Annotated in this window: 13 protein-coding genes; 4 read left to right on the forward strand and 9 right to left on the reverse strand. The window is 75.3% G+C overall.

Translation table 11 applies throughout. The features are described from left to right. Nucleotides 1-20: 20 nt before the first annotated feature. Complete coding sequence (locus ACT7CP_RS01080) at nucleotides 21-2,471, reverse strand: glycosyl hydrolase family 95 catalytic domain-containing protein (RefSeq protein ID WP_445444004.1); 2,451 nt, start codon at nucleotides 2,469-2,471, stop codon at nucleotides 21-23. A gap of 121 nt (nucleotides 2,472-2,592) precedes the next feature. Between ACT7CP_RS01080 and ACT7CP_RS01085 the strand changes: the two genes are divergently transcribed. Beyond that, nucleotides 2,593-3,180 carry a P-loop NTPase family protein gene (locus ACT7CP_RS01085; RefSeq protein ID WP_445443019.1) on the forward strand — a complete coding sequence of 196 codons (588 nt, stop codon included), beginning with the start codon at nucleotides 2,593-2,595 and terminating at the stop codon, nucleotides 3,178-3,180. A gap of 25 nt (nucleotides 3,181-3,205) precedes the next feature. On the opposite strand, the gene ACT7CP_RS01090 is transcribed toward ACT7CP_RS01085, so the two are convergent. The 4 genes from ACT7CP_RS01090 to ACT7CP_RS01105 all read right to left on the reverse strand — a co-directional run bounded on the left by ACT7CP_RS01090 (nucleotide 3,206) and on the right by ACT7CP_RS01105 (nucleotide 8,733). Then, nucleotides 3,206-4,189, reverse strand: a complete 984-nt coding sequence (locus tag ACT7CP_RS01090) for a serine hydrolase domain-containing protein (protein ID WP_445443020.1) — start codon at nucleotides 4,187-4,189, stop codon at nucleotides 3,206-3,208. Between the two features lie 141 nt (nucleotides 4,190-4,330). Further along, nucleotides 4,331-4,546, reverse strand: a complete 216-nt coding sequence (locus ACT7CP_RS01095; RefSeq protein WP_307504794.1) for an AsnC family protein — start codon at nucleotides 4,544-4,546, stop codon at nucleotides 4,331-4,333. A 129-nt stretch (nucleotides 4,547-4,675) separates the two neighbouring features. Next, on the reverse strand, nucleotides 4,676-7,654 hold the full coding sequence (locus tag ACT7CP_RS01100; protein WP_445443021.1) for a beta strand repeat-containing protein: 2,979 nt from the start codon (nucleotides 7,652-7,654) through the stop codon (nucleotides 4,676-4,678). A gap of 35 nt (nucleotides 7,655-7,689) precedes the next feature. Then, the gene (locus tag ACT7CP_RS01105; protein WP_445443022.1) at nucleotides 7,690-8,733 is read right to left on the reverse strand and encodes a DMT family transporter; all 1,044 of its coding nucleotides are present in this window, start codon (nucleotides 8,731-8,733) and stop codon (nucleotides 7,690-7,692) included. Between the two features lie 33 nt (nucleotides 8,734-8,766). Here ACT7CP_RS01105 and ACT7CP_RS01110 point away from each other — a divergent pair, with 33 nt between their 5' ends. Continuing rightward, a complete protein-coding gene (locus ACT7CP_RS01110; RefSeq protein ID WP_445443023.1) occupies nucleotides 8,767-9,381 on the forward strand; it encodes a TetR/AcrR family transcriptional regulator in 615 nt (204 codons plus the stop codon). A gap of 30 nt (nucleotides 9,382-9,411) precedes the next feature. On the opposite strand, the gene ACT7CP_RS01115 is transcribed toward ACT7CP_RS01110, so the two are convergent. Further along, nucleotides 9,412-9,888, reverse strand: coding sequence for a hypothetical protein (locus ACT7CP_RS01115; protein WP_445443024.1), 477 nt, complete (start codon nucleotides 9,886-9,888; stop codon nucleotides 9,412-9,414). 118 nt (nucleotides 9,889-10,006) lie between these two features. Between ACT7CP_RS01115 and ACT7CP_RS01120 the strand changes: the two genes are divergently transcribed. Next, the gene (locus tag ACT7CP_RS01120; RefSeq protein WP_445443025.1) at nucleotides 10,007-10,675 is read left to right on the forward strand and encodes an SDR family NAD(P)-dependent oxidoreductase; all 669 of its coding nucleotides are present in this window, start codon (nucleotides 10,007-10,009) and stop codon (nucleotides 10,673-10,675) included. A gap of 87 nt (nucleotides 10,676-10,762) precedes the next feature. Here ACT7CP_RS01120 and ACT7CP_RS01125 read toward each other — a convergent pair whose 3' ends face one another. Then, nucleotides 10,763-11,455 (reverse strand): YceI family protein, encoded by a 693-nt coding sequence (locus tag ACT7CP_RS01125; RefSeq protein ID WP_413962051.1) that lies wholly within the window; start codon nucleotides 11,453-11,455, stop codon nucleotides 10,763-10,765. A 133-nt stretch (nucleotides 11,456-11,588) separates the two neighbouring features. Beyond that, entirely contained in the window at nucleotides 11,589-12,593 is a 1,005-nt protein-coding gene (locus tag ACT7CP_RS01130; RefSeq protein ID WP_445443026.1) for a helix-turn-helix transcriptional regulator, read from the reverse strand. A gap of 101 nt (nucleotides 12,594-12,694) precedes the next feature. On the opposite strand from ACT7CP_RS01130, the gene ACT7CP_RS01135 reads away from it, so the two are divergent. Next, complete coding sequence (locus ACT7CP_RS01135; protein ID WP_445443027.1) at nucleotides 12,695-13,717, forward strand: zinc-binding dehydrogenase; 1,023 nt, start codon at nucleotides 12,695-12,697, stop codon at nucleotides 13,715-13,717. A 64-nt stretch (nucleotides 13,718-13,781) separates the two neighbouring features. Here the strand turns inward: ACT7CP_RS01135 and ACT7CP_RS01140 are convergent, their stop codons facing one another. Beyond that, a complete protein-coding gene (locus ACT7CP_RS01140) occupies nucleotides 13,782-21,986 on the reverse strand; it encodes a pectinesterase family protein (protein WP_445443028.1) in 8,205 nt (2,734 codons plus the stop codon). Nucleotides 21,987-22,227 lie beyond the last annotated feature (241 nt).

Raw genomic sequence — 22,227 nt, forward strand, 5'->3', positions numbered from 1 at the left:
GGCTAGGGAAGAGATCGATCTCAGGCCGGCGCCTCCGGCGTCCAGCGGAGCTCGACGCGCACCGGCTCCTCGCCGAACGCGACGGGCGCGTCGGCCGCGTGCGCCGCGCCGTCCACCCGCACCGTCGCCGCGCGCGGCAGCCGCAGCACGGTGCCGGCGGTGGGCGCCATCCACCCGGCGCCCGGCACGCGCCGCACGACGAGGGACGCGCCCTGCGGATCCCACGCCAGGTCCACCGCGAGCCCGCCGCGCGCGCGGAGCCCCGTGACGGATCCGCGCGCCCAGGCCGCGGGCAGCGCCGGGAGCGCCGCGAGGGAGCCGCCGTCGGATCCGAGCAGCATCGCCGCGACGAGGCCGGGGAGGCCACCGCTCGCGTCGAGGTTGAAGATCCGGCCGGCGTCGTGCCGGGTCGTGAGGGCGGGGCTCCAGTGCTCGACCGCGAGCCACTCGGCGCACGTGAGGGCCGCCTCCGCGTCGCCCAGCGCGGCCGCCGCGCGGCCCACCTGCACCAGGCCGAACGCCATCTCCATCCGCCCGGGCGGCGCGGTCGGCGCCTCCGCCCGCCACGCGACCTTCGCGGCGACCGTGCGGGCGGCCGCGGCGCGGAGCCGCACGACCTCGTCGCCATCCCCGACGAACGCCGGGTCGACCTCGCCGCCGAGCGGGTGCAGCTGCGAGGCGTGGCGGTGCGCGATCCGCTCGGGCCAGCGCGGATCCAGCCACTCGGCCAGCGTGCCGTCGTCGGCCACCCGATACGGCGGCAGGTCGCGGACGACCGCGTCCCAGCGCGCGTCGAGCGAGGAGTCGCCCCGGGCCCGGCCGAGGAGGGCCGTGGCCCGGGCGGCGTCGCGGAGGACGGCGACGTCCATGGTCGCGTCGGTCGCGGCCGGGACGCGTCCGCCGCCCGGGGTGTTCTCGGGCGAGTAGGAGGGCACGAGCCGGCGGACCCCGTCGACCACGACCGTCGACGTCTCGGCGAAGCGCAGCACGCCCTCGGCCAGCTCCCACAGGCGGTCGTCGACGACGCCGCGGTCGCCCGTGGTGGCGACGACGTCGGCGGCGATGCGGAGGATCCAGCCGCCGCAGCCCGTCCAGAACAGGTGCGGGTAGTCAGCGGAGAAGTGGTCGGCGCGGCCGTGCGTCGACATGCGCGCGGGCAGGAGCATCCCCTCCGCCCCGAAGACCCGGCGGGCGTTGTCGCGGTAGTCGTCGAGGTGGGGGAGCACGAGCGCGAGGACGGTGCGGGCCAGCTCGGGCGTGCCGGTGGGGATCATGCCCGCCATGGCGCCGTCCTGCACGTTGCCGTTGAGCGTGTAGTCGGCGGACCACGCCGGGCGCCAGGTGCCCTGCCACACGCCCTGCAGCGTGGGCGGCAGCTCGCCCGTGGAGGAGACGATCGCGGCGCGGCCGCTGAGGTAGGCGACCTCCACGACGCGGCGGCGGGCGGCGGGATCCCCGGCGCGGGCGGCGGCCCAGAGGTCCTCGGTGGTGGCCGGGAGCGGCGTGATGGGCGGTGCGTCGGGGTCGGCCGTCGTTGCCGCGCCGTCGAGGTCGAGGGTGGATGCGCCCACGAGCCGCCCGTGCGTCGCGCGCTGGCCGGCGCGCAGGTCCTCCCAGGTGGGCGAGACGATCACCGCCTCCGCCGGCGCGAGTGCGGGCGCGGCGTCGCGCGGTCCCGTCGCGACGGCGAGGCGGACCAGCCGCGTCGCGCCCGGGCGGGTGCGGACGGTCGTGCGCGCGGATCCGCCGACGACCTCCCACGCGCCGCCCGCGTCGACCGCCGTGACCGCACGCACCGCGTCGCCGCCCTGCCCGGCCTCGGCCGTGAGGATCCCGCGCCCGCCGCCGGCGACGGACGCCCGCACCGCGGCGGACGCGTCCGGCACGCCGGTGTCGAACGACGTCGCGTCGCCCGCGCCGAGCGCGAGCTCGAGCGCGACCTCGGCCTCGCGGTCCGACTCGAGCGCGAGCCAGCAGGCCTCGCCGTCCCGCGGCGCGAGGAGCCGGAGCGCGTGCCGGCCGCCCGCGAGGTCGCGCCACTCGATCGCGACCTCGCCGCCGATCGGGTCCATGGTGCGCCGCATCCCGACGGCGCCGCCCGGCGTGCGGACGACGAGCGTCGCGCAGATCCCCAGCGGGTCGGTCCAGATGAGGTCGTCCCCGTAGCCGTCGTCGCGCGCGCCCGCGGTGAGCTCGGCGCTCGCCGCGTCGGCGTCGCCCGCGAGGAGGGCGCAGCGGATCGCGTCGATGCGGGGTCGCAGGTCGGGCGCGCGCGGCCGCGGGTTCACGGGCGGGAACCAGCGTTCGTGCGCGAGGGAGACGGTGATCCGGTCGGCCGGGCCGTGCGCCACCGCGCCGATCCGCCCGCTGCCGACGACGAGCCCCTCCTCCCAGGTGGGCGCCGCGGTCGCGGTCGCGAAGACGGGGGCGGGTGCGAGGTGCGCATCGTCGCGCGAGAGCGATCGGATGATCGGCCCCTTCCGGTCGGTCGTCCATTCGTTGCGGGCGGCACCAAAGTACCGGCGGGGGCCCGCGACGGGAAGGGCGGGAGGCGCTCGGCGCGGGGGCGGGCGTCCCCCCTAGGATCGGCGGATGCTCGGAGCACTCGACCGCCTGGACCCGCCGCCCCGGCGCATCCTCCTCGGCGCGCCCGCGGGCACCGGCAAGTCGACGCTCGCGCGTCGCATCCACGCCCGCACCGGCGTGCCGTACCGGGAGCTCGACTCCCTGTTCCACGGGCCCGGCTGGACCGAGCTGCCCGGCTTCCGCGACGACGTCGAGGCCTTCTCCTCCCAGGACGCCTGGGTCAGCGAGTGGCAGTACACGACCCAGCTCGGGGAGCTGCTGCCGTCGCGCGCGGACACGCTCGTCTGGCTCGACTTGCCGGTCGCGGTGCAGATGGGCCGGCTGATCCGCCGCACGCTGCACCGCCGCTGGTACCGCGTGCCGCTCTGGCACGGGAACGTGGAGCCGCCGCTCCGGACGATCCTCACGGATCCGGAGCACATCATCCGCTGGGGGTGGAAGGGCCGGGCGAAGCTGCGCCAGCGCATCGTGCGGGCGGCCATCGCGCACCCGCACCTGCGGATCGTGCGCCTGCGGTCGACCCGCGAGATCGACGTGTGGCTGCGCGGGCTGCCGCGGTCCGCGCAGCCGGCGGTGCCGCCGGCCGCCTCCTGATCGGAGCCGCTGCCCGCCGGCCGCTTCAGTCCAGCTCCACCGCCCCGTCCGCCGCGAACTCCTCCAGGAGGCGGAACCCGGCGCGGTCGACCGCCTGGCACCGCGCGGAGAGCACGGCCACGCCGACGCCGGCCGCGCGGTCGACGCCGACCCAGCTGGCGAATCCCCCCGTCATCCCGTTGTGCCACGTGACGGGGCGGCCGCGGTGGGCGAGCGTGATCCACCCGGCCCCGATGCGCACGCGCGAGGAGAGGTCGGCGACGGGGTCGAGCGCCGCGATCCCCGGGGCCGACCCGTCGAGGATCGCCCGCAGCAGCGCGCCCACGGTGCCGACGCTCGCCCGGATCCCGCCCGCGGGCGCCACGCCCTCGCCTGTCCACGGCTCGACCGGTCGCCCGGTCCGCGAGGATCCGAGCAGGTCGACGTCGCGGAGGTCCTCCGGGCGGGCCGGGGTCGCCCAGTCGTCGCCCAGCACGCCGCGCAGGAGCCCGCCGTACCCGCGGCCGTCGGCGCGGCCCAGGGCGTGCCCGAGCAGCTCGAACCCGAGGTTCGAGTAGCGGGGTCGCGCGGGGCCGAGCCGCACGCCCCGCGTCTGCTCGAGGAGCTCGTCGAGCGTCTCGCCGTACGGGTTCTCGCCGCGCAGGGAGAGGGCGATGCTGCGGCGGAGGACGTGCATGCCGGGGGCCAGCCGCGGGAGCCCGGAGCGGTGCACCGCGAGGGAGCCGAGGGTCACGCCGGCCACCGCGCCGTGGTCGGCCAGGGGGAGCAGGTCGCCCAGCGCGGTCGTCGGCTCGACCAGGCCGCGCTCCTGCGCGTCGGCGTAGAGCATGCCCGTGAGCGCCTTGCCGACCGACCCGATCTCGTAGGCGCGCTCGGGCGCGGCGTGCGTCGTCGCGACGAGGACCCGCCGGGGCGTGGAGACCGCGACCGCCGCCGGCCACGACGTCCGCAGCGCCCGCCCGACCGGGCCGCGCAGCTCGGCGCCCCCCGTCCATCCGCGTGCCGTCACGTGATCGCCTCCTCCGGTGCCGGATCCGCCGCGCGCGTCCTAGGCCCGCGGCTGTCAACGCATGTTGACGGATCCTCCCGGCCGACGGTAGCGGAGGCGAGGACGCGGCGTCAACAAGCGTTGACGCTTCCGGGGTCGGCGCTACTGCTTGCCGTACCGGCGGTGGACGGCCTGCTTCGTCACGCCGAGGCACTCCGCGATGGCCTCCCAGGAGAGCCCGGCCTGGCGCGCGCTGCGGACGAGGCCCGCCTCCGTGCGCGCGAGCTCGCCGCGCAGCCGGGCGACCGTGCGGAGGGCGTCGGCCGGGCCCTGGTCGCGCAGCGAGGCGACGAGTCCCTGCAGTCCGTCCGCGGTCATCCGTCAATGCTAGTTGACGGCCGTCCGGGCGGCACCGCTGCGGGCGGGCCGCTCCACCCCGCACGCGACGAGGGCCCCGCGCGCCACCGGACGGTGACGGGCGAGGCCCTCGGGTGCCGGCGCCGGGGGTCAGCCCAGGCGGCGGCGACGCGCGATGAGCAGCGAGCCGGCTCCCAGCATCAGGAGCAGCACGCCGGCGGTGAGCGCCGGGCCGACCGGGACGGCCGGTCCCGTGTAGGCGAGCGTCTGGCCGTTCCCGCGCCCGTTCGAGCCGAGCCCGGCGGGGCCCGACGCGGAGGCGACGTACGTGAACGCGCCCGCGCGGGTCGCGGAACCGGCGGCCGAGGTGACCGTCACGTCGACCCGGCCCGCGGCGTGCGCCGGGGTGCGGACCGTGACGCTCGTGGCCGTCGGGGTGCCGACGATGGTCGCCGGGATCCCGCCGATGGTGACGCCGGTGACGCCGCCGAGGCCGCTGCCGCCGATCGTGACCGTGGTGCCGCCGCTCGTGCTGCCGCGGTCCGGCGAGACCGAGCCGACGACGGGGGCGCCCGGCGCCGGGGTGACCGGCGGTGCCGGGACCACGGGCGGGGCCGGGGTGACCGGCGGGGTGACCGGCGGCGTCGGGATCACCGGCGGCGTGACCGGGGGCGTGACCGGCGGCGTCGGGGTGACGGGCGGCGTGACCGGCGGCGTCGGGGTGACGGGCGGCGTGACCGGGGGCGTGACCGGCGGCGTCGGAGTGACGGGCGGCGTGACCGGCGGCGTCGGGCCGGTGCCCGGAGCCACGTAGGTGAAGCCGCCGCGGGCGATGTCCGTGCCCGCCGGGGTGGTGATGACGACGTCGGCCGGACCGGCCGTGCCCGCGGGGGTGCGGACGACGACGCGGGTGTCGGTCGGCGTGCCGATGATCTGCGCGGGCACGCCGTCGAAGGTGATCTCGGTGGTTCCGGCGAGGTCGGTGCCGACGATCGTGACGGTGGTGCCGCCGGTCGTCGGTCCCTGGTCGGGCGTGATGGAGCCGATCACCGGGTCACCCGCGGCGGGCGGTGCGGTCGGGGCGATGTAGGTGAAGCCGCCCGTGACCGTGTCTGTCCCTGCCGGGGTGGTGATGGCCACGTCCGCCGGTCCCGCGGCGTTCGCGGGGGTCCGGACGACGACGCGCGTCGCGGTCGGCGTGCCGATGATCTGCGCCGGGGCGCCGTCGAACGTGACGAGCGTCGTGCCGGCGAGGTCGGTGCCGACGATGGTGACGGTGGTGCCGCCGGTCGTCGGTCCCTGGTCAGGCGTGATCGAGCCGATCACCGGGTCGCCGGCCGCGGGAGGTGCCGTCGGCGCGATGTAGGTGAAGCCGCCGGTGACGGTGTCGGTGCCCGCAGGGGTGGTGATCGCGACGTCTGCCGGTCCCGCGGCGTTCGCGGGAGTGCGGACGACGACGCGCGTCGCGGTCGGGGTGCCGATGATCTGCGCCGGGGCGCCGTCGAAGGTGACGAGCGTGGTGCCGGCGAGGTCGGTGCCGATGATCGTGACGGTCGTGCCGCCCGCGGTCGGGCCCTGGTCGGGCGTGATGGAGCCGATCACCGGGTCGCCGGCCGCGGGCGGTGCGGTCGGGGCGATGTAGGTGAAGCCGCCCGTGGCGGTGTCGGTGCCCGCAGGGGTGGTGACGGCCACATCGGCCGGGCCAGCCGTGCCCGCAGGAGTGCGGACGACGACGCGCGTGGCCGTCGGCGTGCCGACGATCTGCGCGGGCACGCCGTCGAAGGTGACCTCGGTGGTGCCGGCGAGGTCGGTGCCGATGATCGTGACGGTGGTTCCGCCCGCGGTCGGTCCCTCGTCGGGCGTGATCGAGCCGATCACGGGGTCACCGGCCGCAGGAGGCGCAGTCGGCGCGATGTAGGTGAAGCCCGCGGTGACGGTGTCGGTGCCCGCGGCCGTCGTGACGGCCACATCGGCCGGTCCCGCCGCGTTGGCGGGCGTGCGGACGACGACCTGCGTCGCCGTCGGCGTGCCGACGATCTCCGCGGGTGCGCCGTCGAAGGTCACGAGCGTCGTGCCCGCGAGGTCGGTGCCCGTGATCGTGACGGTCGTGCCGCCCGCGGTCGGTCCCTCGTCGGGCGTGAGGCCGGTGATCACCGGGTCGGCCGCGGGAGGCGCGGTCGGCGCGATGTAGGTGAAGCCGCCCGGGAGGACGTCGGTGCCGCCGGGCGTCGTGATCGCGACGTCCGCGGGTCCGGCCGCGTTGGCGGGCGTGCGGACGACGACCTGCGTCGCCGTCGGCGTGCCGACGATCGTCGCGGGTGCGCCGTCGAAGGTCACGGCCGTGGTGCCCGCGAGGTCGGTGCCCGTGATGGTGACGGTCGTGCCGCCGGCGGTCGGTCCCTCGGTCGGCGTGAGCGAGAGGAGGTCGGGCGCCGGGATCGCGGCGGCGGTCGGGGTCTCGCAGTTCGCGGTCGCGAGGGTGACGGATCCGAGCGACGTGCGCAGCAGCGGCAGGCCGAGCAGCGTGCCGGCGGCGGAGAAGTCGACCTGGATCGCCGTGGCCAGGGCGGTGGTGCCGGTGACCTGGCGGATCTGGCGGACGTCCGCGGTGAGCGTGACGCCGGCGAGGGCGCCGCCCAGCTGCGCGTCGGCCGACGCCGTGAGGGTGTCCGCGTCGAGCGTGATCGTGTCACCGAGGACGACGAGGCCCGCGACGTTCGCCGTGGCGGTGGGCGTGCCGCCCACCGGGCAGGTGGCCGTGGCCGAGACCGCGCCGACGTCCAGCGCGGTGAGCCCGAGCAGGCCGACGGTGGCGCCCGCGATGGACGACGTGGCGGAGGAGCCGGTCGTGCCGCTCGTCGCGCGGGTCGTGATGACGCCGGCGTCGACGGCGAGGTCGGCGACCGGGGTGAGGACGGCGGCGGCGGCCACGGTGTCCTCGTCGGTGCCGGATCCGCTGACGGCGGACGCGCCGACCTGGGCGAGGGCGTCGACGTCGATGCCCAGCGCTCCGAGGTCGAGGTCGACGGCGATGCCGCGCGCGGCGGCGTCTCCGGGTGCCGCGTTGGCGGCGGGGATGGTCAGCAGGTTCGCGGCGACGACGAGCGACGCGGCGACACCTCCCGCCATCCATCGAGTGCGTGCGTGGACGTTCAAGATTCCCCTTAGGTGCTCGGACGCCCCCCAACGGCGTCGCTGAAGTTCGAACGTATTCCTGTGAATGCGGTGCGGTGTCCCCCAGAACGGGGACCACCGGACGTGTCCGCCGGGGCGCCGGCCGAGGTGTCCACGGGCGCGCCGGATCCGCTGCGCCGCCGCCCTTCGGTGACCAGCACCACCGCCACCCCCGCGCCGCAGAGCGCGAACCCGGCGAGCGTCACGAGCGTGATCCGCTCGCCGAGCAGCAGCGCGCCCGCCGCCGCGGTGGTCGGCGCGACCAGGAAGAGCAGGGCGTTGAGCGCCGTGATCCCCACCCGCTCGAGCAGCCACCAGTACAGGCCGTAGGCGCCGAGGGTCGGGACGAGGGCGGCGAGGACCGTGGTGATCCAGAACGCCGGGTCCGCGGGCGGGGTGAGCGTCCCGGTCGCGGCGGCGGCGACCAGCAGCGCGACCGAGGTGACGGCGACGTGCACGGTCAGCGTCACGAGCACGGGCGGCCGCCCGGCCGACCGGCGCTCGAGGAACGTGCCGGCCACGAGGCACGCCATCGCCGCCGCGGGCAGCAGGTACGCGACCGGATCCGCGTCCGCCGCTCCCGCCTGCGACCGCACCACGAGCACCACCCCGACCGCGCCGAGCGCGAGCCCGCCCCACTGCGCGCCGCGCACGCGCAGCCCGAGCAGCGGACCCACGAGGGTCGCGACGACGAGCGGCTGCACCGCGTCGATGAGCGCCGTGGTGCCGGTCGCGATCCCCGCGCCGATCGCCGCGTACACGAACGCGCAGTAGCCGAGCTGCGCGAAGCAGCCGATGAGCGCCTGCCGGCCGAGCGTCCGCGGGGCGATCCCGCGGGTCGCGCCGGTCGCGACGACGAGCGCCGCGAGCACCACCGCGAGCGGCGCGAACCGCCAGAGGAGCAGCGTCGTCGCGGGCACCTCGACCGTCCCGATGGCCGCGATGAGGAAGCCCGAGCTCCACGCGAGCACGAACCCTGCCGCGGCGGCGACGGTCACGAGACGCCGAGGTATACCGATCTGTGTACTGGTCATGGGGTCGACTATACAGATCGGTATAGTGAGGGCATGCGCACCACCGCCCCCGACCTCGCCCCGCTCACCCCCGGAGCCCGCCGCGTGCTCGACGCGGCGTCCGAGCTGTTCTACGCACGGGGGATCCACGTGGTCGGCGTCGACGCGGTCGCGGCCGCCGCGGGCGTCACGAAGAAGACGATCTACGACCGGTTCGGCTCCAAGGAGCGGCTCGTGGTCGCGTACCTGCAAGACCGCGACGCCCGGTGGCGCGCGCACCTCGAGGCGCACCTCGCGCGCGTGCCGGAGCCCGGGATCCCGCGGGTGCTCGCGCTGTTCGACGCGGCGATCACGTGGGCGGACGCGAACCTGCCCAAGGGCTGCGGCGCGATCAACGCCCGCGCCGAGCTGGGCGCGGACGCGTCGGACGCCGACGACGACGGCCACGACGTGCTCCCCGAGGTCATGCGGCAGAAGGCGTGGATGCTCGAGCTGATCCGCGACGTGTGCCGCGAGGCCGGCGTCCCGGATCCCGCCGCCACCTCCCGCACGCTGATGCTCCTCTACGAGGGCGCCCTCGTCACGGTCGGCATGCGCACCTTCGCGCGTCCCTTCGAGGCGGCGCGCGACGCGGCCCGCGGGATCCTCGAGGCGGCGATCCCGGCCTGATCCCGGATCCCGAGTGACCGGGCCGCCGCCCTACGCGTCGTACAGCAGCCAGAGCGACGCCGCCCCGCTCTCGTGAGGCGTCGGCGGGCGGTGGAGGAGGAGCTCGCGGCCGCCGTGCGGGACCACGTCGACGGCGTCGGCGGGGGAGACCCCGGGCGGCCAGGCGGGGAAGTCGGCGGAGCCGCCGGTGACGAACGGCAGCGTGGATCCGTCGCGCATCCGCACGAGGAACCGCAGGTAGCCCATGCCCGACTCGCCCGCCTCGTGGATCCGCTCGGCCAGCTCCGCGGGCAGCCGCAGCGGGCTGTCCTCGATGCGCGCGACGTCCTCGACCTCGAAGGCGGCGCGCACGCGGTGGCCGGCCCGCGCGACGGCGGCGCGCTCGCCCACCAGCACGCGGTCGCGCACGTGCCCGGACCGCAGCGTGATCCGGCAGGGCGCGAGCAGGCTGTCGTGCGTCCGCGGCACCCGGGCCAGCTGCCCGGCGAGCTCGGGGGTCAGCTGCATCCCGCCACGCTAGCGGGCGGCTCCTCCTCGGACGCCGCCGCCCGGACGGCCTAGCGTCGAGGGAGGAGCCCGGCGCACCCGATGCCGGGCCACGAGACCACCTGTCACGAGGAGCACCATGACCACCATCGCCATCGTGGGGGCCGGCGCCGGCCTCGGCGCCGCCGTCGCCCGCCGCTTCGGAGCCGAGGGCTTCGCCGTCGCCCTCATCTCGCGCAACCAGGAGCGCGTCGACGACCTCGCGCGCACGCTAGCCGATGAGGGGATCACCGCGCGCGGCTACTCCGCGAACGTCCGCGACCACGTGGCGCTCGCCGCCGCGCTCGATCGCGCCGCGCAGGATCTCGGCCCCGTCGAGGTCCTGCAGTACAGCCCGCTCCCGCAGAAGGAGTTCCTGCGTCCCGTGCTGGAGACCACGCCCGGCGACCTCGTCGGCGCGTTCGAGTTCTCCATCCAGGCGCCCGTCGCCGCCGTGCACCAGGTGCTGCAGGGGATGCGCGTCCTCGGCCGCGGCACGGTCCTGTTCGTCAACGGCGGCACGGCCGTGCAGCCGCTGCCCAAGTTCGCCGGCACCTCCATCGGGTTCGCGGGCGAGACCGCCTACGGCCAGATGATCCACGAGGCGCTCGCGGGCGACGGGATCCACGTCGGCCAGCTGATCATCCCCGGGGCGATCCGGCCGGGCCACCCGAAGAAGGACCCGCAGGTGCTCGCCGACGCGCTGTGGGCGATGCACGTCGAGCGCGGGGAGTTCCGGCGCTTCGCCACCACGATGGACGACGAGTAGGGCGGGAGCACGACGAAGGGGAGGAGGAGCGCCCCGAACGCGCTCCTCCTCCCCTCGTCCGGGGCGGCCCCGAGGGCCGGTCCGCGACTACTTCGCGGGCGTCGCCTTCACTAGGAACTCGACGGTCCCCTTGTCCTCGACGCTGACGAATCCGAGGCTCGGGGCCTCGACGCCGTAGTCGGAGAACGTGACGGGGATGGATCCGCTCACCTGCACGCCGTCGCCCGAGAGCGCGGCCTGCAGCGGCACGGTCACGGTCTGCGTGACGCCGTGCATGGTGAGCTCGCCGGTCGCGTCGACCGTGGAGACCTGGCCGCTCGCGGGCACGGCCGCGTCGATCGGCTGCGTGAGCGTGAACGTCGCGTCGGGGTACTGCGACACCTGCATGGCCTCGTCGCGGAAGTACGCGTCGCGCGGCGGCTGGTCGGTGGCGATGGTGCTCACGTCGACCTTCACGGTCGCGGCGGAGAGGGTGGATCCGTCGACCGTGATGGTGCCGGACACGTCCTTCGTGGTGCCGACCACGGTCACGTCGGTGCCGTTGAGCACCTCGTCGACGCGGTAGCCGGCGGTGCTGCCGGTGCCGATCTGCCACTCGCCGGACAGGTCGCTCGTGTCGAGCGTGGAGTCGGCGGGAGCGGCCGAGACGGACGGGGCGGCCGCGGGGGCACCGACGATCACGTCGCGGTAGAAGGCGGGGCCGAACGCGGCGGCGCTGACACCGAGCACGACGACCACGGCCGCGCTCGTGCCGAGGATGATCTTGGTCTTCTTCTGCATGGGGTCTCCTGATCCGGATGGTGCGTCTACGTGCGCCGCGAGATGACGCGCCGACATGGAGGACGACGGGCCAGCCCCGGAGAACGTTCACGCGCTCAGGGTCCTGCCAGGTTCGCGGATCCCGGGCAGGGGATCAGTCGGCGGACGCCACCGCGCTGGCATCACCGGCGGAGCGCGCTCGTCCCGCCCCCGCGGCGACCGCGGCGAACGCGTCCGCCAGCTCGGGAGGTCCGACGACGGTGAGCGGTCGGGCGAGGAGCAGGAGCCACCTCGCCATGGCGTCGTGGCTGTCCGCCCCCGCCTCGACCAGACACGCATCGGGGCCCTCGGCGGTCACCGTCCCCCAGGCCGGGGAGATCCAGTGGGCGATCTCCGCCATCGGCGCATGCACGCGGACGACGCCCGTGACGCGCTGCATGCGCGAGCGGATCCCGCTCATGACCAGCTCGTCGAGGTCCTCCGCCGGGTCCGTGCGCGGCCGGCTCGGCACGGCGGTCGCGGCCACATCGCGCATGCGGTCCACGCGGAGGGTGCGCCACGACTCCGGGCCGATCGCGTACGCCAGCAGGTACCAGCGGTCCATCGTGCGGACCAGGTGCCGGGGCTCCACGAGCATCGGACCCCGGCGTCCGTCTCCGCGCTCGTAGTCGCACGCCACCCGCCTGCGGGATCGGCACGCCTGCGCCAGGACCACCAGGGCCGAGGCAGTCCGCACGGGCTCCGGCGCGCGGAAGGGGCGCCCGATCTCGATCGCGGTCGAGTGACGCGTCATCGCGCCCACGGCGGTCCGCGCCCGCTCCGGGAGGACGCGCACGACCTTCTCCAGGGCGCTGCGGGCGGCGGCACCCGCCTCCGGATCCTCGCCCGCCGCCGCGGCCCGGAGCGCGAGGAACGTGGCGACCGCCTCGTCGGGGTCGAGCAGGAGCGGCGGCAACGAGGCGCCCGCTGTCAGCTCGTACCCGCCGTCGAGGCCCGTCGTGCTCGTGACGGGGTACCCGAGCGAGCGGAGCCGGCCGATGTCGCGTCGGATCGTGCGGTCGGTGACCGCGAGCTCGGCCGCGAGCTGATCCGCGTTCCACGGCCGTCGCCGCTGGAGCAGCGCGAGGAGCCGGAGGAGCCGTTCCGAAGTGTCCCGCATGGCCTCACCCTGGGTCGCGTCCCGGACAGCGGCTGTCCGGTTCCCTCCCTAGCGTCGCAGCATCCCGGCCGATCGCCGGGTGCGATGACGAGGAGACCCGCATGACCATGGAGCACCCCATCCGGACGACCGCCGAGATCGTGCTCGCCCGGCACCGGCACGACCACCGCGAGGCTCCCTCCTCGTGCGTGGCGATGCGCCACGTCCCCGCCCGACCGCTCGGGGACGGCGAGGTGCGCGTGCGCACGGACTTCATGCAGGTCACCGCCGTGATGGCCGACCTCATGGGCGCGGCGCCCGGCTTGCCCATGCCCGCGTACGGGCGGGACGAGCCGCTGTGGGGCGGGGCGACCGGGACGGTGGTGGAGTCCGCATCCGACATGCCGGTGGGCACGGTCGTCACCCACATGAGCGGGTGGCGCGAGGAGGTCGTGGGCGCGCCCGCGGGCTTCTGGCCGGTCCCGGTCGATCGACTGCCGGGGGCGGAGTACGTGCTGAACCAGGGCGTGACGGCGCACCACGGCATGGTCGACGTCGCGCGGGTGGGGGAGGGGGATGTCGTCTTCGTGACCGGCGCCGCGGGCGGGGTCGGCTCGCTGGCCGGGCAGATCGCGCGAGCCCGTGGTGCGCGCATGGTGATCGGATCCACGGGGACCGCCGCCAAGGCCGCGTACCTGGTCGACGAGCTCGGCTTCGACGCGGCCATCGACCACCGACGGGAGGACGTGGTGGCCCGGCTCCGCGAGCTCGCGCCCGACGGCATCGACGTGCTCTTCGACACCGTGGCCGGCCCGCTGTTCGAGGCGGCCGTGCAGGCCGCCGCGCCGGGTGCGCGCTTCGCGCTCTGCGGAGCGCTCGCCGGGCAGATCGGCGGATCGCAGGGCGGCATGCCCCGTCTCGACGTGATGACGGCGATCGTCAAGGAGCTCGAGATCCGGCCGTTCTCCACGCGGCACAGCCCCGAGCAGATCCGGGCGTGGAACGAGGACTACGTCAGGTGGCTCGGGGAGGGGGAGGTCGTCTTCCCGCACACGATCGTCGAGGGCGGGCTCACCGCCGCGCCGGGCGCGCTCGACGGACTGCTTCGTGGGGACTACCGCGGGAACGTGATCGTGCGGCTGTGACGCGGGACCGCCCGCCGACGTGCGTCGGCGGGCGGTCCCGGTCGTGCGTGCGGTGCTCCGCGGATCAGCGGCCGGTGGGGTTCCAGCCGTCCGTGCCGGCGAGGTACTTCCGGGCGGTGAAGCCCTCCGCGTCGGCGTCCGAGAGCTGCGGGCGGGTGGCCGGATCCACGATCGCGGCACCCGGGCCCGTGTTGCGGTGCTCGGCGAACCGGCCCGCGGTCCAGAGCGTCACGCCGTCCCAGTCCTTCCACGGCCGGGCCGTGCTGATCCCGTCGCCGAGCTCGGTGTCGCGCACGACGACCTGCGCCTTGCCGGTCGTGGAGTACGGGCGGCCGAGCGCGATGGATCCGGCGGCGCCGTCCGTCACGATGCGGCTGTCCGTCACGAGGAACCCGAACGGCGAGCCGGCCGCGATCGCCGAGTCGGTGAGCGAGGCGCCCGGCCGGTCGAGCACGTGGATCGTGCTGCGGTCGATCACGGTGACGGCGCGGCCGAGGATCAGGTCGGCACCGCCCTCGAGGTACGAGCCGGTCACGTAGACCCGGCTGTACGTGCTGACGTTGGCGGTCGAGACGAGCAGGGTCTGCTTGTCGCCGAGCAGGCGCACGTGGTCGAGCACCTGCTTGTCGCCGGACTTCACCTGGACGGCCGTCGCCTGCTGGCCCGCCGCGGTCGCGACGCTCTGCACGGTCACGTCGCGGAGGGTCCACTGCGGGGCCGAGATGGTGAGCGTCGCGACGGTGCCGCCGGGGGCGGTGAGCACGACGTCGGCCGGGTCGCCCGTGGCGCCGACGACGTTCACGCCGTAGCGGTTGCCGGAGACGACGCCGCCCGCGTAGGTGCCGGGCTTGACGAGGATCGTCCGGTAGCCCTGCACCGTGTAGTCGGCGTTGTTCGGCAGCGAGCCGGTGGCGGGATCCGTGGATCCGAGCACCTGCTGCAGGCTCGTGGCGTCGCCCGAGCCGTCGGCCGCCACCACGATGTCGACCTTGATCGGCGTCGCCTTCGCCACCGCGGAGGCGGCGGAGGAGTTGGCCGAGCCGTCGGTCGCGACGACGGAGTACCCGTACGCCGTGCCGATGGCCGCGGCCGTGTCGGTCCAGCGGGTCTCGCCCGGGCCGACGGTGCCGACGACGCTGGCCGCGCCGTCGCCCGTGGAGCGGAGCACGTCGTAGCGGGTGACGTCCTCGTCGGGCGACGCGGTCCAGCGCACGGTGACGGATCCGCGGCCGAGCTCGGTCGTGACCTTGGCGGGCGCGGCCGGGGCCACGGCGTCGCCGGCGCGCGGGGTGCCGGTGGCGACCGCGGACGCCGCCGACACGAGGCCGGTGTCGTCGATCGCGGTCACCGTGTAGGCGTACGCGGTGTCGTTGACGAGGCCGGTGTCCGTGAAGGCGGGAGCCGTGAGCGGGGTGCCCGTCAGCTTCTCGCCGTCGCGGTACACGTCGTAGCCGGCGATGTCGGCGTCGGCGTTCGCGGTCCAGGAGAGGAGGACCTTGCCGTCGGCGCCGGTCGCGACCACGCCGACGGGTGCCGCGGGCGGCGCCGTGTCGACGGGGCGCGCGTCGGCCGTGGCGGGCGCGGAGGCGTTGCCCGCCGCGTCCACCGCGACGACCGCGTACCGGTACGTCGTGCGGTTGACGAGTCCCCGGTCGGCGAAGGACGGCTCGAGGCCGAGCGTGCCGACGAGGTTCGCCGCCGTGATCGCGACCGGGCTCGTGGTCGAGCGGTAGACGCGGTAGCCGGCGATGTCGTCGGCCGTCGACGCGGTCCAGGCGAGCGACGCCGAGGCGTCGCCGGCCGTGGCGACCAGGTCGGCGGGCACGACGGGGGCGATCACGTCGGCCGGGGCCGCGGGATCCGCGACGGCCGGGTACCACGTGGGCGCTCCGAGCCACTGCGACACGGTCGCGCCGAGGGACTCCGCGGGGGAGAGCTGCGGGCGGTCCGCGCTCTGCGTCGCGCCCTGGCCGGTGTTCCCGTACTCGGCGAAGCGGCCGAGGGTCCACGGCTCGTTCGCCGGACCCGTGCCCCAGGGCTGGCTCGCCTTGACGCCGGATCCGAGCACCGTGTCGCGCACGACGGCCTGGCCGACCGAGCGCGGGGTGAACGTGTCGGCCCAGGCGCGGTAGGGGCGCCCCAGCTGCACGTTCGTCGCGCCCGTGGTGTCGACCCGGCTGCCGATGAGCAGGAAGCCCTTGGCGTTCTCGGCCGTGCTCGGGGTGAGGACGGTGCCGTTGGTGCGGACGGAGATCGTCGAGTCGTGGACCACGAGGGATCCGCGCCCGAGGAGCACGTCGTTGCCGCCGGTGATGGTGGAGCCGGTGATCATCTGCCGCGCGGCGACCGTGTAGGTCGACGTGTCGGCGAAGACCGCGCGGCCGGCGGAGCTCGCGATGGCGGTCCCCGCGAGGAGGACCTTGTCGCCCGTCATCGCGACGGCGGGCGCGTTGCCCGTCGCCGTGGTGTTGACGATGGAGACGTTCCGCACGGTCACGCTCGAGCCGCTGACGATCAGCGTCCCGGTCGCGGCCTGGTTGGTCAGCACGGTGTCGGCCGGGGTCGCACCCGAGCCGACGATCGTGACGTTCGACTTCGCGACCGTGGTGGCGCCCGTGTAGGTGCCGGGATCCACGCTCACGACCCACTCGCCGGTGCCGGTGGCCGCGTCCACGGCCTTCTGCAGCGTCGGGTAGTCACCGCTGCCGTCCGCGTGCACGGTGGCGTCGACCTTCAGGGCCGGCGTCGCCGAGACGGTGGCGGAGGCCGCCGACTCCTGGCCGGCCGCGTCCACCGCGCGCACCGCGAAGGCGTACGCGGTGCCGTTGGCGAGGCCCGTGATCGTGGCGGAGGAGGTGGCCGTCGTGGCGACGAGCTGTCCGTCGCGGTAGACGCGGTAGGCGCGCACGTCGGACTCGGTGCTCTCCGCCCAGTCGAGCGCGACCTGGGCGGCGCTCGCTCCGGCGACGAGGCCGGAGGGCGCGACGGGTGCCGCGTCCGTGGCCGCTGCGCCGGTCGGGTCCCAGCCGTCCGTGCCGCTGAGGTAGGCGGCCGGGGTGTGCGCCGCGGCCTCGGCCGCGCTCAGCTGCGGGCGCTTGTCGTTCACCGTCGCGGCGGGACCGGTATTCCGGTGCTCGGCGAGTCGGCCGTCGGTCCACACGTTGGGCGCGAAGTCGGTCCACGGCTGCGCGACGGCGATGCCGCCGTCCAGCCAGCTGTCCCGGATTACGGTCTGGCCGCGCGAGATGTCGGCCTGCGTGCCGTCGCCCCAGCCGCGCCACGGACGCCCGAGCGCCATGGTGGGCGCGTCGTTGTCCGCGGTGATCCGGCTGTCGACCACGAGGTAGCCGCGGCTCTTGGACGCGGTGCTCGGGGCGAAGACGGTGCCGCCGTTGCGGGTGGTGGCGTGGATCGTGACCCGGTCGAAGACCGCGGCGGCCCGTCCGAAGACGAAGTCGACGTTGCCCGCGATGTAGCTGTCCACGTAGTACTGGCGCGGGTAGCCCGTGCCGTCGGCGGTGATGTTGCCGGTCGCGTCCGCGTTCAGCGTGTCCTGCGCGCCGAGGAGGCGCACGTGGCGGTACGTCTGGCGGTCGCCGACCGCGCGGAGCGCCACGGCCTGCGTGTTGTTCGGGCCGATCTCGGGGTGCGCCGGGCTCGAGAAGGAGTTCTCGATCGTGAGGTCGCGCACCTCGATGCCGGACCCGGACAGGGTCGCGGTCGCGCTGCCGGCGGTGCCGCAGGTGGCAGCGACGACGGCCGGGCAGGTGGTGGCGCCCTTGGCGGTGCCGTTGGCGTTGTCGTACGTGATGACGACGTCGCGCGGGTCGCCGGTGGTGCCGGCGATCACGATGTTCGCCTTGTTCGACGACACGACCTCGCGGTACGTCCCCGGCTCCACGAGGATCACCTTCGGTGCGGCGGACGTGCCGGCCGGGATCGCCTGGAGGGCGGCCTGGACGGTGGTCACGTCGCCGGATCCGTCGGCCGCCACCGTGATGTCGGCGACGAGCGGCTTCACCGCGGGCGTGCCGGTCACGACGTCGGACGGCGCGGAGGCCTGGCCGGCCCGGTCCACCGCGACCACGAGGTAGCGGTGGGCGGTGCCGTTCACGAGGCCGCGGTCGAGGTAGACGGGCTTCGCCACCTCGGCCACGAGGTGCGCGGCGTCGGCGACGAGGGCGTCGGATCCGGTCGCGCGGTACACGCGGTACCCCACGACGTCGCTCTCCGCGCCGGTGGCCCAGGAGAGGCCGACCTGCTTCTCGGCCGCGGTGGCCGTGAGGCCGGTGACGGGCGCGGGGGCGGCGTCCTCGGCGAGCGGGGCGACGGGGTTCCAGCCGTCGGATCCCGCGAGGTAGGCGTACGAGGTGCTGTCGGCCGCCTGCGCGTCCGTCAGCTGCGCGCGGTCGGCGCCCGTGCTCGCGCCCGGGCCGCTGTTCGCGTACTCGGCGAAGCGCGCGGACTGCCACTTCGTCGTCACGCCGCTGTTGACCATGTCGGTCCAGGCGGTCTTGCTGACGACCGGGCCGAGCCAGGTGTCACGCACGACGACCTGGGCGTTGGCGTCCGGGTCGGCGATGGAGGTGCCGTCGGCCTGCTTCTTGCCCGGCTGCCAGGGGCGGCCGAGGTTCTGCGAGCCGTCGGGCGCGGTGCCGATGATCCGGCTGCCCGTGATGAGGAAGCCGCGCGCGTTGCTGCGGTCGGTGCTCGCCGCGGTGACCGCGCCGTTCGGGTTGGTGCCGTGGTCGAGCGCGTTGAGCGTGCTGCGGTCGATCACGACGGTGCCGCGGCCGAAGACGAAGTCGACGTCGCCCTCGATCCAGCTGTCGTGGAAGTACGAGCGCGCCGGGGTGGTGGCGTTCGGGCTGTTGGCGTAGAGCGTGTCCTGGTTGCCGAGGAGGCGCACGCCGTCGTAGACGAGGCGGTCGCCCGTGGTGCGGAGGGCGACGGCCTGGCCGTTGGCGTAGGTGCCCTCGACGTAGGCGTTCTCGACCGTGAGGTCGCGGAGCGCCACGTCGTTCCCGGTGATCACCAGGGTCGCGCTGCCCGAGGTGCCGTACGTGTCGGCGACCCCGTCCGTGGTCGTGCCGGTGGGCGTGCCCGCGGCGCGGTTGCCCGTGATCACGACGTCCTGCGCGGTGCCGGTGGCGCCGATCAGCTTGGTGTGGGGCTTGGCGATGGTGACGTACTCGGCGTAGCGGCCGGCGGCGAGCTGGATCACCGTCGGGTCGGTCGCCGTGCCCGCGGGGGCGGCGGCGAGGGCGGCGGCGAGCGTCGCGAAGACGGTCGTGCCGTCGGCCGGGAGCCGCGGGTCCACCGTGATGTCGACCACGACGGGCGCGGCCTGCACGGTCACGGCGACGGCGTCGCTCGGCGCGGAGGAGACGCCGCGGCGGGAGTCGGCCGTGATCGCGTAGCGGTACTCCGCGCCGTTCACGACGGTCGTGTCGCTGTACGCGGGCGCGTCGGTGGAGCCGACCTTCACGAAGGCGCCCGAGGCGTCCGCGCGGTAGACGGTCCAGCCGGTCACGTTCGCCGAGGTGTCGTCCGACCAGGTGAGGTGCACGACGCTCGAGTCGGCGGCGGCGACCACGCCCGTGGGCACGGCCGGCACGGCGGCGGAGGCGGCGACGACCGGGTTCCAGCCGTCCCTGCCCGCGAGGTACTTCTCGGGCGTCGCGTTCGCGGCGTCCTTCGCGGCCATCTGCGGGCGGTTCGCGTTCACGGTCGCGCCGGGGCCGATGTTCTGGAACTCGGAGAAGCGCGCGTCCTGCCAGGCGAAGGGGACCTTCACGCCGGAGCTGTTCGTCGAGGACATGTCGTCCCACGGCGCCGCGGTGTCGATGGCGGAGGGGAGCCAGGTGTCCTTGATCACGACCGAGCCGAGGGCGGCGGGATCCGCGCTGGGGTGCCACGGGCGCCCCAGGTTGACGGTGCCGTCGGCCGCATCGCTCACGACCTTGCTGCCGGTGATGAGGAAGCCGTACTTGCTGCCCGTGTCCGTGCTGGCCGCGGTGAGGTAGCCGTTGGTGCTCTTGCCGCGGTCGAGCGAGCGGAAGGTCACCCGGTCGAACACCGCGGTGGCGGCGCCGAACAGGTAGTCGACGTCGCCCTCGACGTAGCTGTCCACGTAGTACTGGCGGATGCGCGTCGTGGGCTTCGGGGTGTCGGCGAGCAGGGTGTCCTGGTTGCCGAGGAGGCGGACGGCGCGGGCGATGAACCGGTCGCCCTCGACGCGGAGCGCCACGGCCTGCGCGCTCGTGATCTCGGGGTGGGCCTTCTCGTCGAAGGCGTTCTCGACGGTGAGGTTGTCGAGCGTGACGTCCGTGCCGGTGACGCGGATGACCGCGCTGCCGGCCGTGCCGAGGGTCGCGTCGGGCTCGTCCGGGTCGACCGACCCGGAGGCCTGGGCCGCGGAGATCACGACCCGCGACGGGTCGCTGCCGAGGCCGTGCAGCATCACGTGGGAGCGGTCGATCGGGAACGACTCGCGGTACGTGCCCGGGTCGATGTCGATGCGGTGGTTCGCGAGCGCGGTCTTCGGGATGGAGGCGACGGCCGTGGCGATGGTCGGGAACTGCTTGTCGGCGCCGACCGTGAGCACGGTGTACTCGACGGGGATCGCGACGGGCGCGGTGGTGGAGGTGCCGGTGACGGTGCTCGAGGCGGAGGAGACGTTGCCCACGAGGTCGCGCGCGGTCACCCGGTAGAAGACGGGCACGCCCTGGGGCGCGCTCGTGTCGGTGAAGCGGGGCGGGGATCCGGCGGCGGCGGTCGTGATGGTGGTCAGCAGCGTGTAGGTGCCCGAGCTCGTGGTGCTGCGGGAGACGCTGTAGCCCGCGACGTCGGTGTCCTTCGGCGCGGCCCAGGCGAGGTCGAGCCCGGCCTGCGTGCTCGGCTTCACCGTGAGGCTCGTCGGCGCGGCCGGAGCGACGTTCGGGTTGTTGCCCGTGACGGCGACGTACGCGGAGATGTTGCCCGCGTTGTCGACCGCGCGGATGCGGTAGTAGTTCGTGCTGCCCTCGGTCGCGGCGGCGTCCGTGAAGCGCGTGGTGGTGAGCGCGGCGGTCCCGGCGGCGGGGAGGTGCTGGCGGTAGACGTCGTCCGACCCGCGCTTGAACACGATGTAGCCGGCGAGGTCGGGCTCGGTGTTGGCCGACCAGGAGATGGTCATGCCGCCGGCGTTCGCGACCACGACGGCCTTCGGGCTCGACGGGGTCCGCGGTGCGGTCGTGTCGGCGGGGATGGCGACGGACGCGGTGGCGGCGGCCGAGGATCCGACCGCGTTGACCGCGGTCACCTGGTAGTACGCGGTCGCGCCGGCGGGCGGCACGTCCGTGTAGGTCGTGGCGGTGAGGGCGGATCCGTTCACGCGGGTGAACGGCCCGGCCGCGCTCGTGCCGCGCGCGACCACGTAGCTGGTGGCGCCGGTCGAGGCGGTCCAGGTCAGCGCGACGGCGCCGGTGGTGGAGGCCTTGGCCGTGAGCGAGCCGGGGGCGGCGGGTGCCGTCGGCGCGCCCGCGGGGCGCTTGGCCGAGGCGGTGGTGGCGGAGGAGGAGTTCCCCGTCAGGTCGACCGCGGTGATCCGGTAGTAGGAGGTGATGCCGCCGGGCGCCTGCGCGTCGGTGAACGCGGAGGTCGCGAGGGGCGAGGCGGTGAGGGTCGTGTAGGTGCCGCTCGACGAGGTGGACCGCGCGACGACGTAGCCCCGGAGGTCGATCTCGGCCGAGTCGGCCCAGTCGAGGGCGATGCCCGAGGCGGACGCCGTGGCCTTCACGCTCGAGGGGGAGCCGGGCGCCTTCGTGTCCTTCGCGGTGATCTGCTTCACGCTCGACGGCTTCGACTCGTTGCCCGTCCTGTCGTACGCGGTGACGGCGTAGTACCCGGTGGATCCCGCGGCGATGGCGGCGTCCGTGGCGGTGAGCGACGTGGTGGTCGCGACGCGCGCGGCGGCTGTGGCCGTGACGGTCTTGGTGGCGCTGCGGTACACGCGGTACCCGGCGAGGTCGGACGCGGAGACCTTGCCCCAGCGGACGACCGTGCCGACGCCGCCCGCGTAGTCCGCGGAGAGGCTGCCGGGGGTGGAGGGGGCGCTCGTGTCGGCCGCGAGCGCGGGGTCGGCGGGCAGGACGGTGCCGGCGATGACGGCGCCGGTCACGAGGACCGCCGCGAGGCGCAGGCGCGCGCGCGACGGGGTGGGCGCGACGGAGGCGTCGGGACCGGGATTCAGGAGGGCAGGGGAGGGCTCGGGAGAGGAGCGGTGCATCGGGTGCTGGCCTTCGGGTGAGGCGCGATCCCGCACCGGGAGCAGACACGCGGGAACGTGGGAGCACGGCTCGATCGGGGCGGGCGCGGGGAGATGACCGGCCGTCGGGCAACGGCGTGTCGAGGTCAATCATGCACACCGGCGCGCAGGAAACAAGGGCAGCGGGCGATGTTCGAAAAGCATTCCCCCAACGGGGGGTGCCGGGCGGGCTCGCGGATCCGTCTGGGACCATTCCCCCACC

The sequence above is a fragment of the Clavibacter rahimiani genome, from assembly GCF_052654495.1.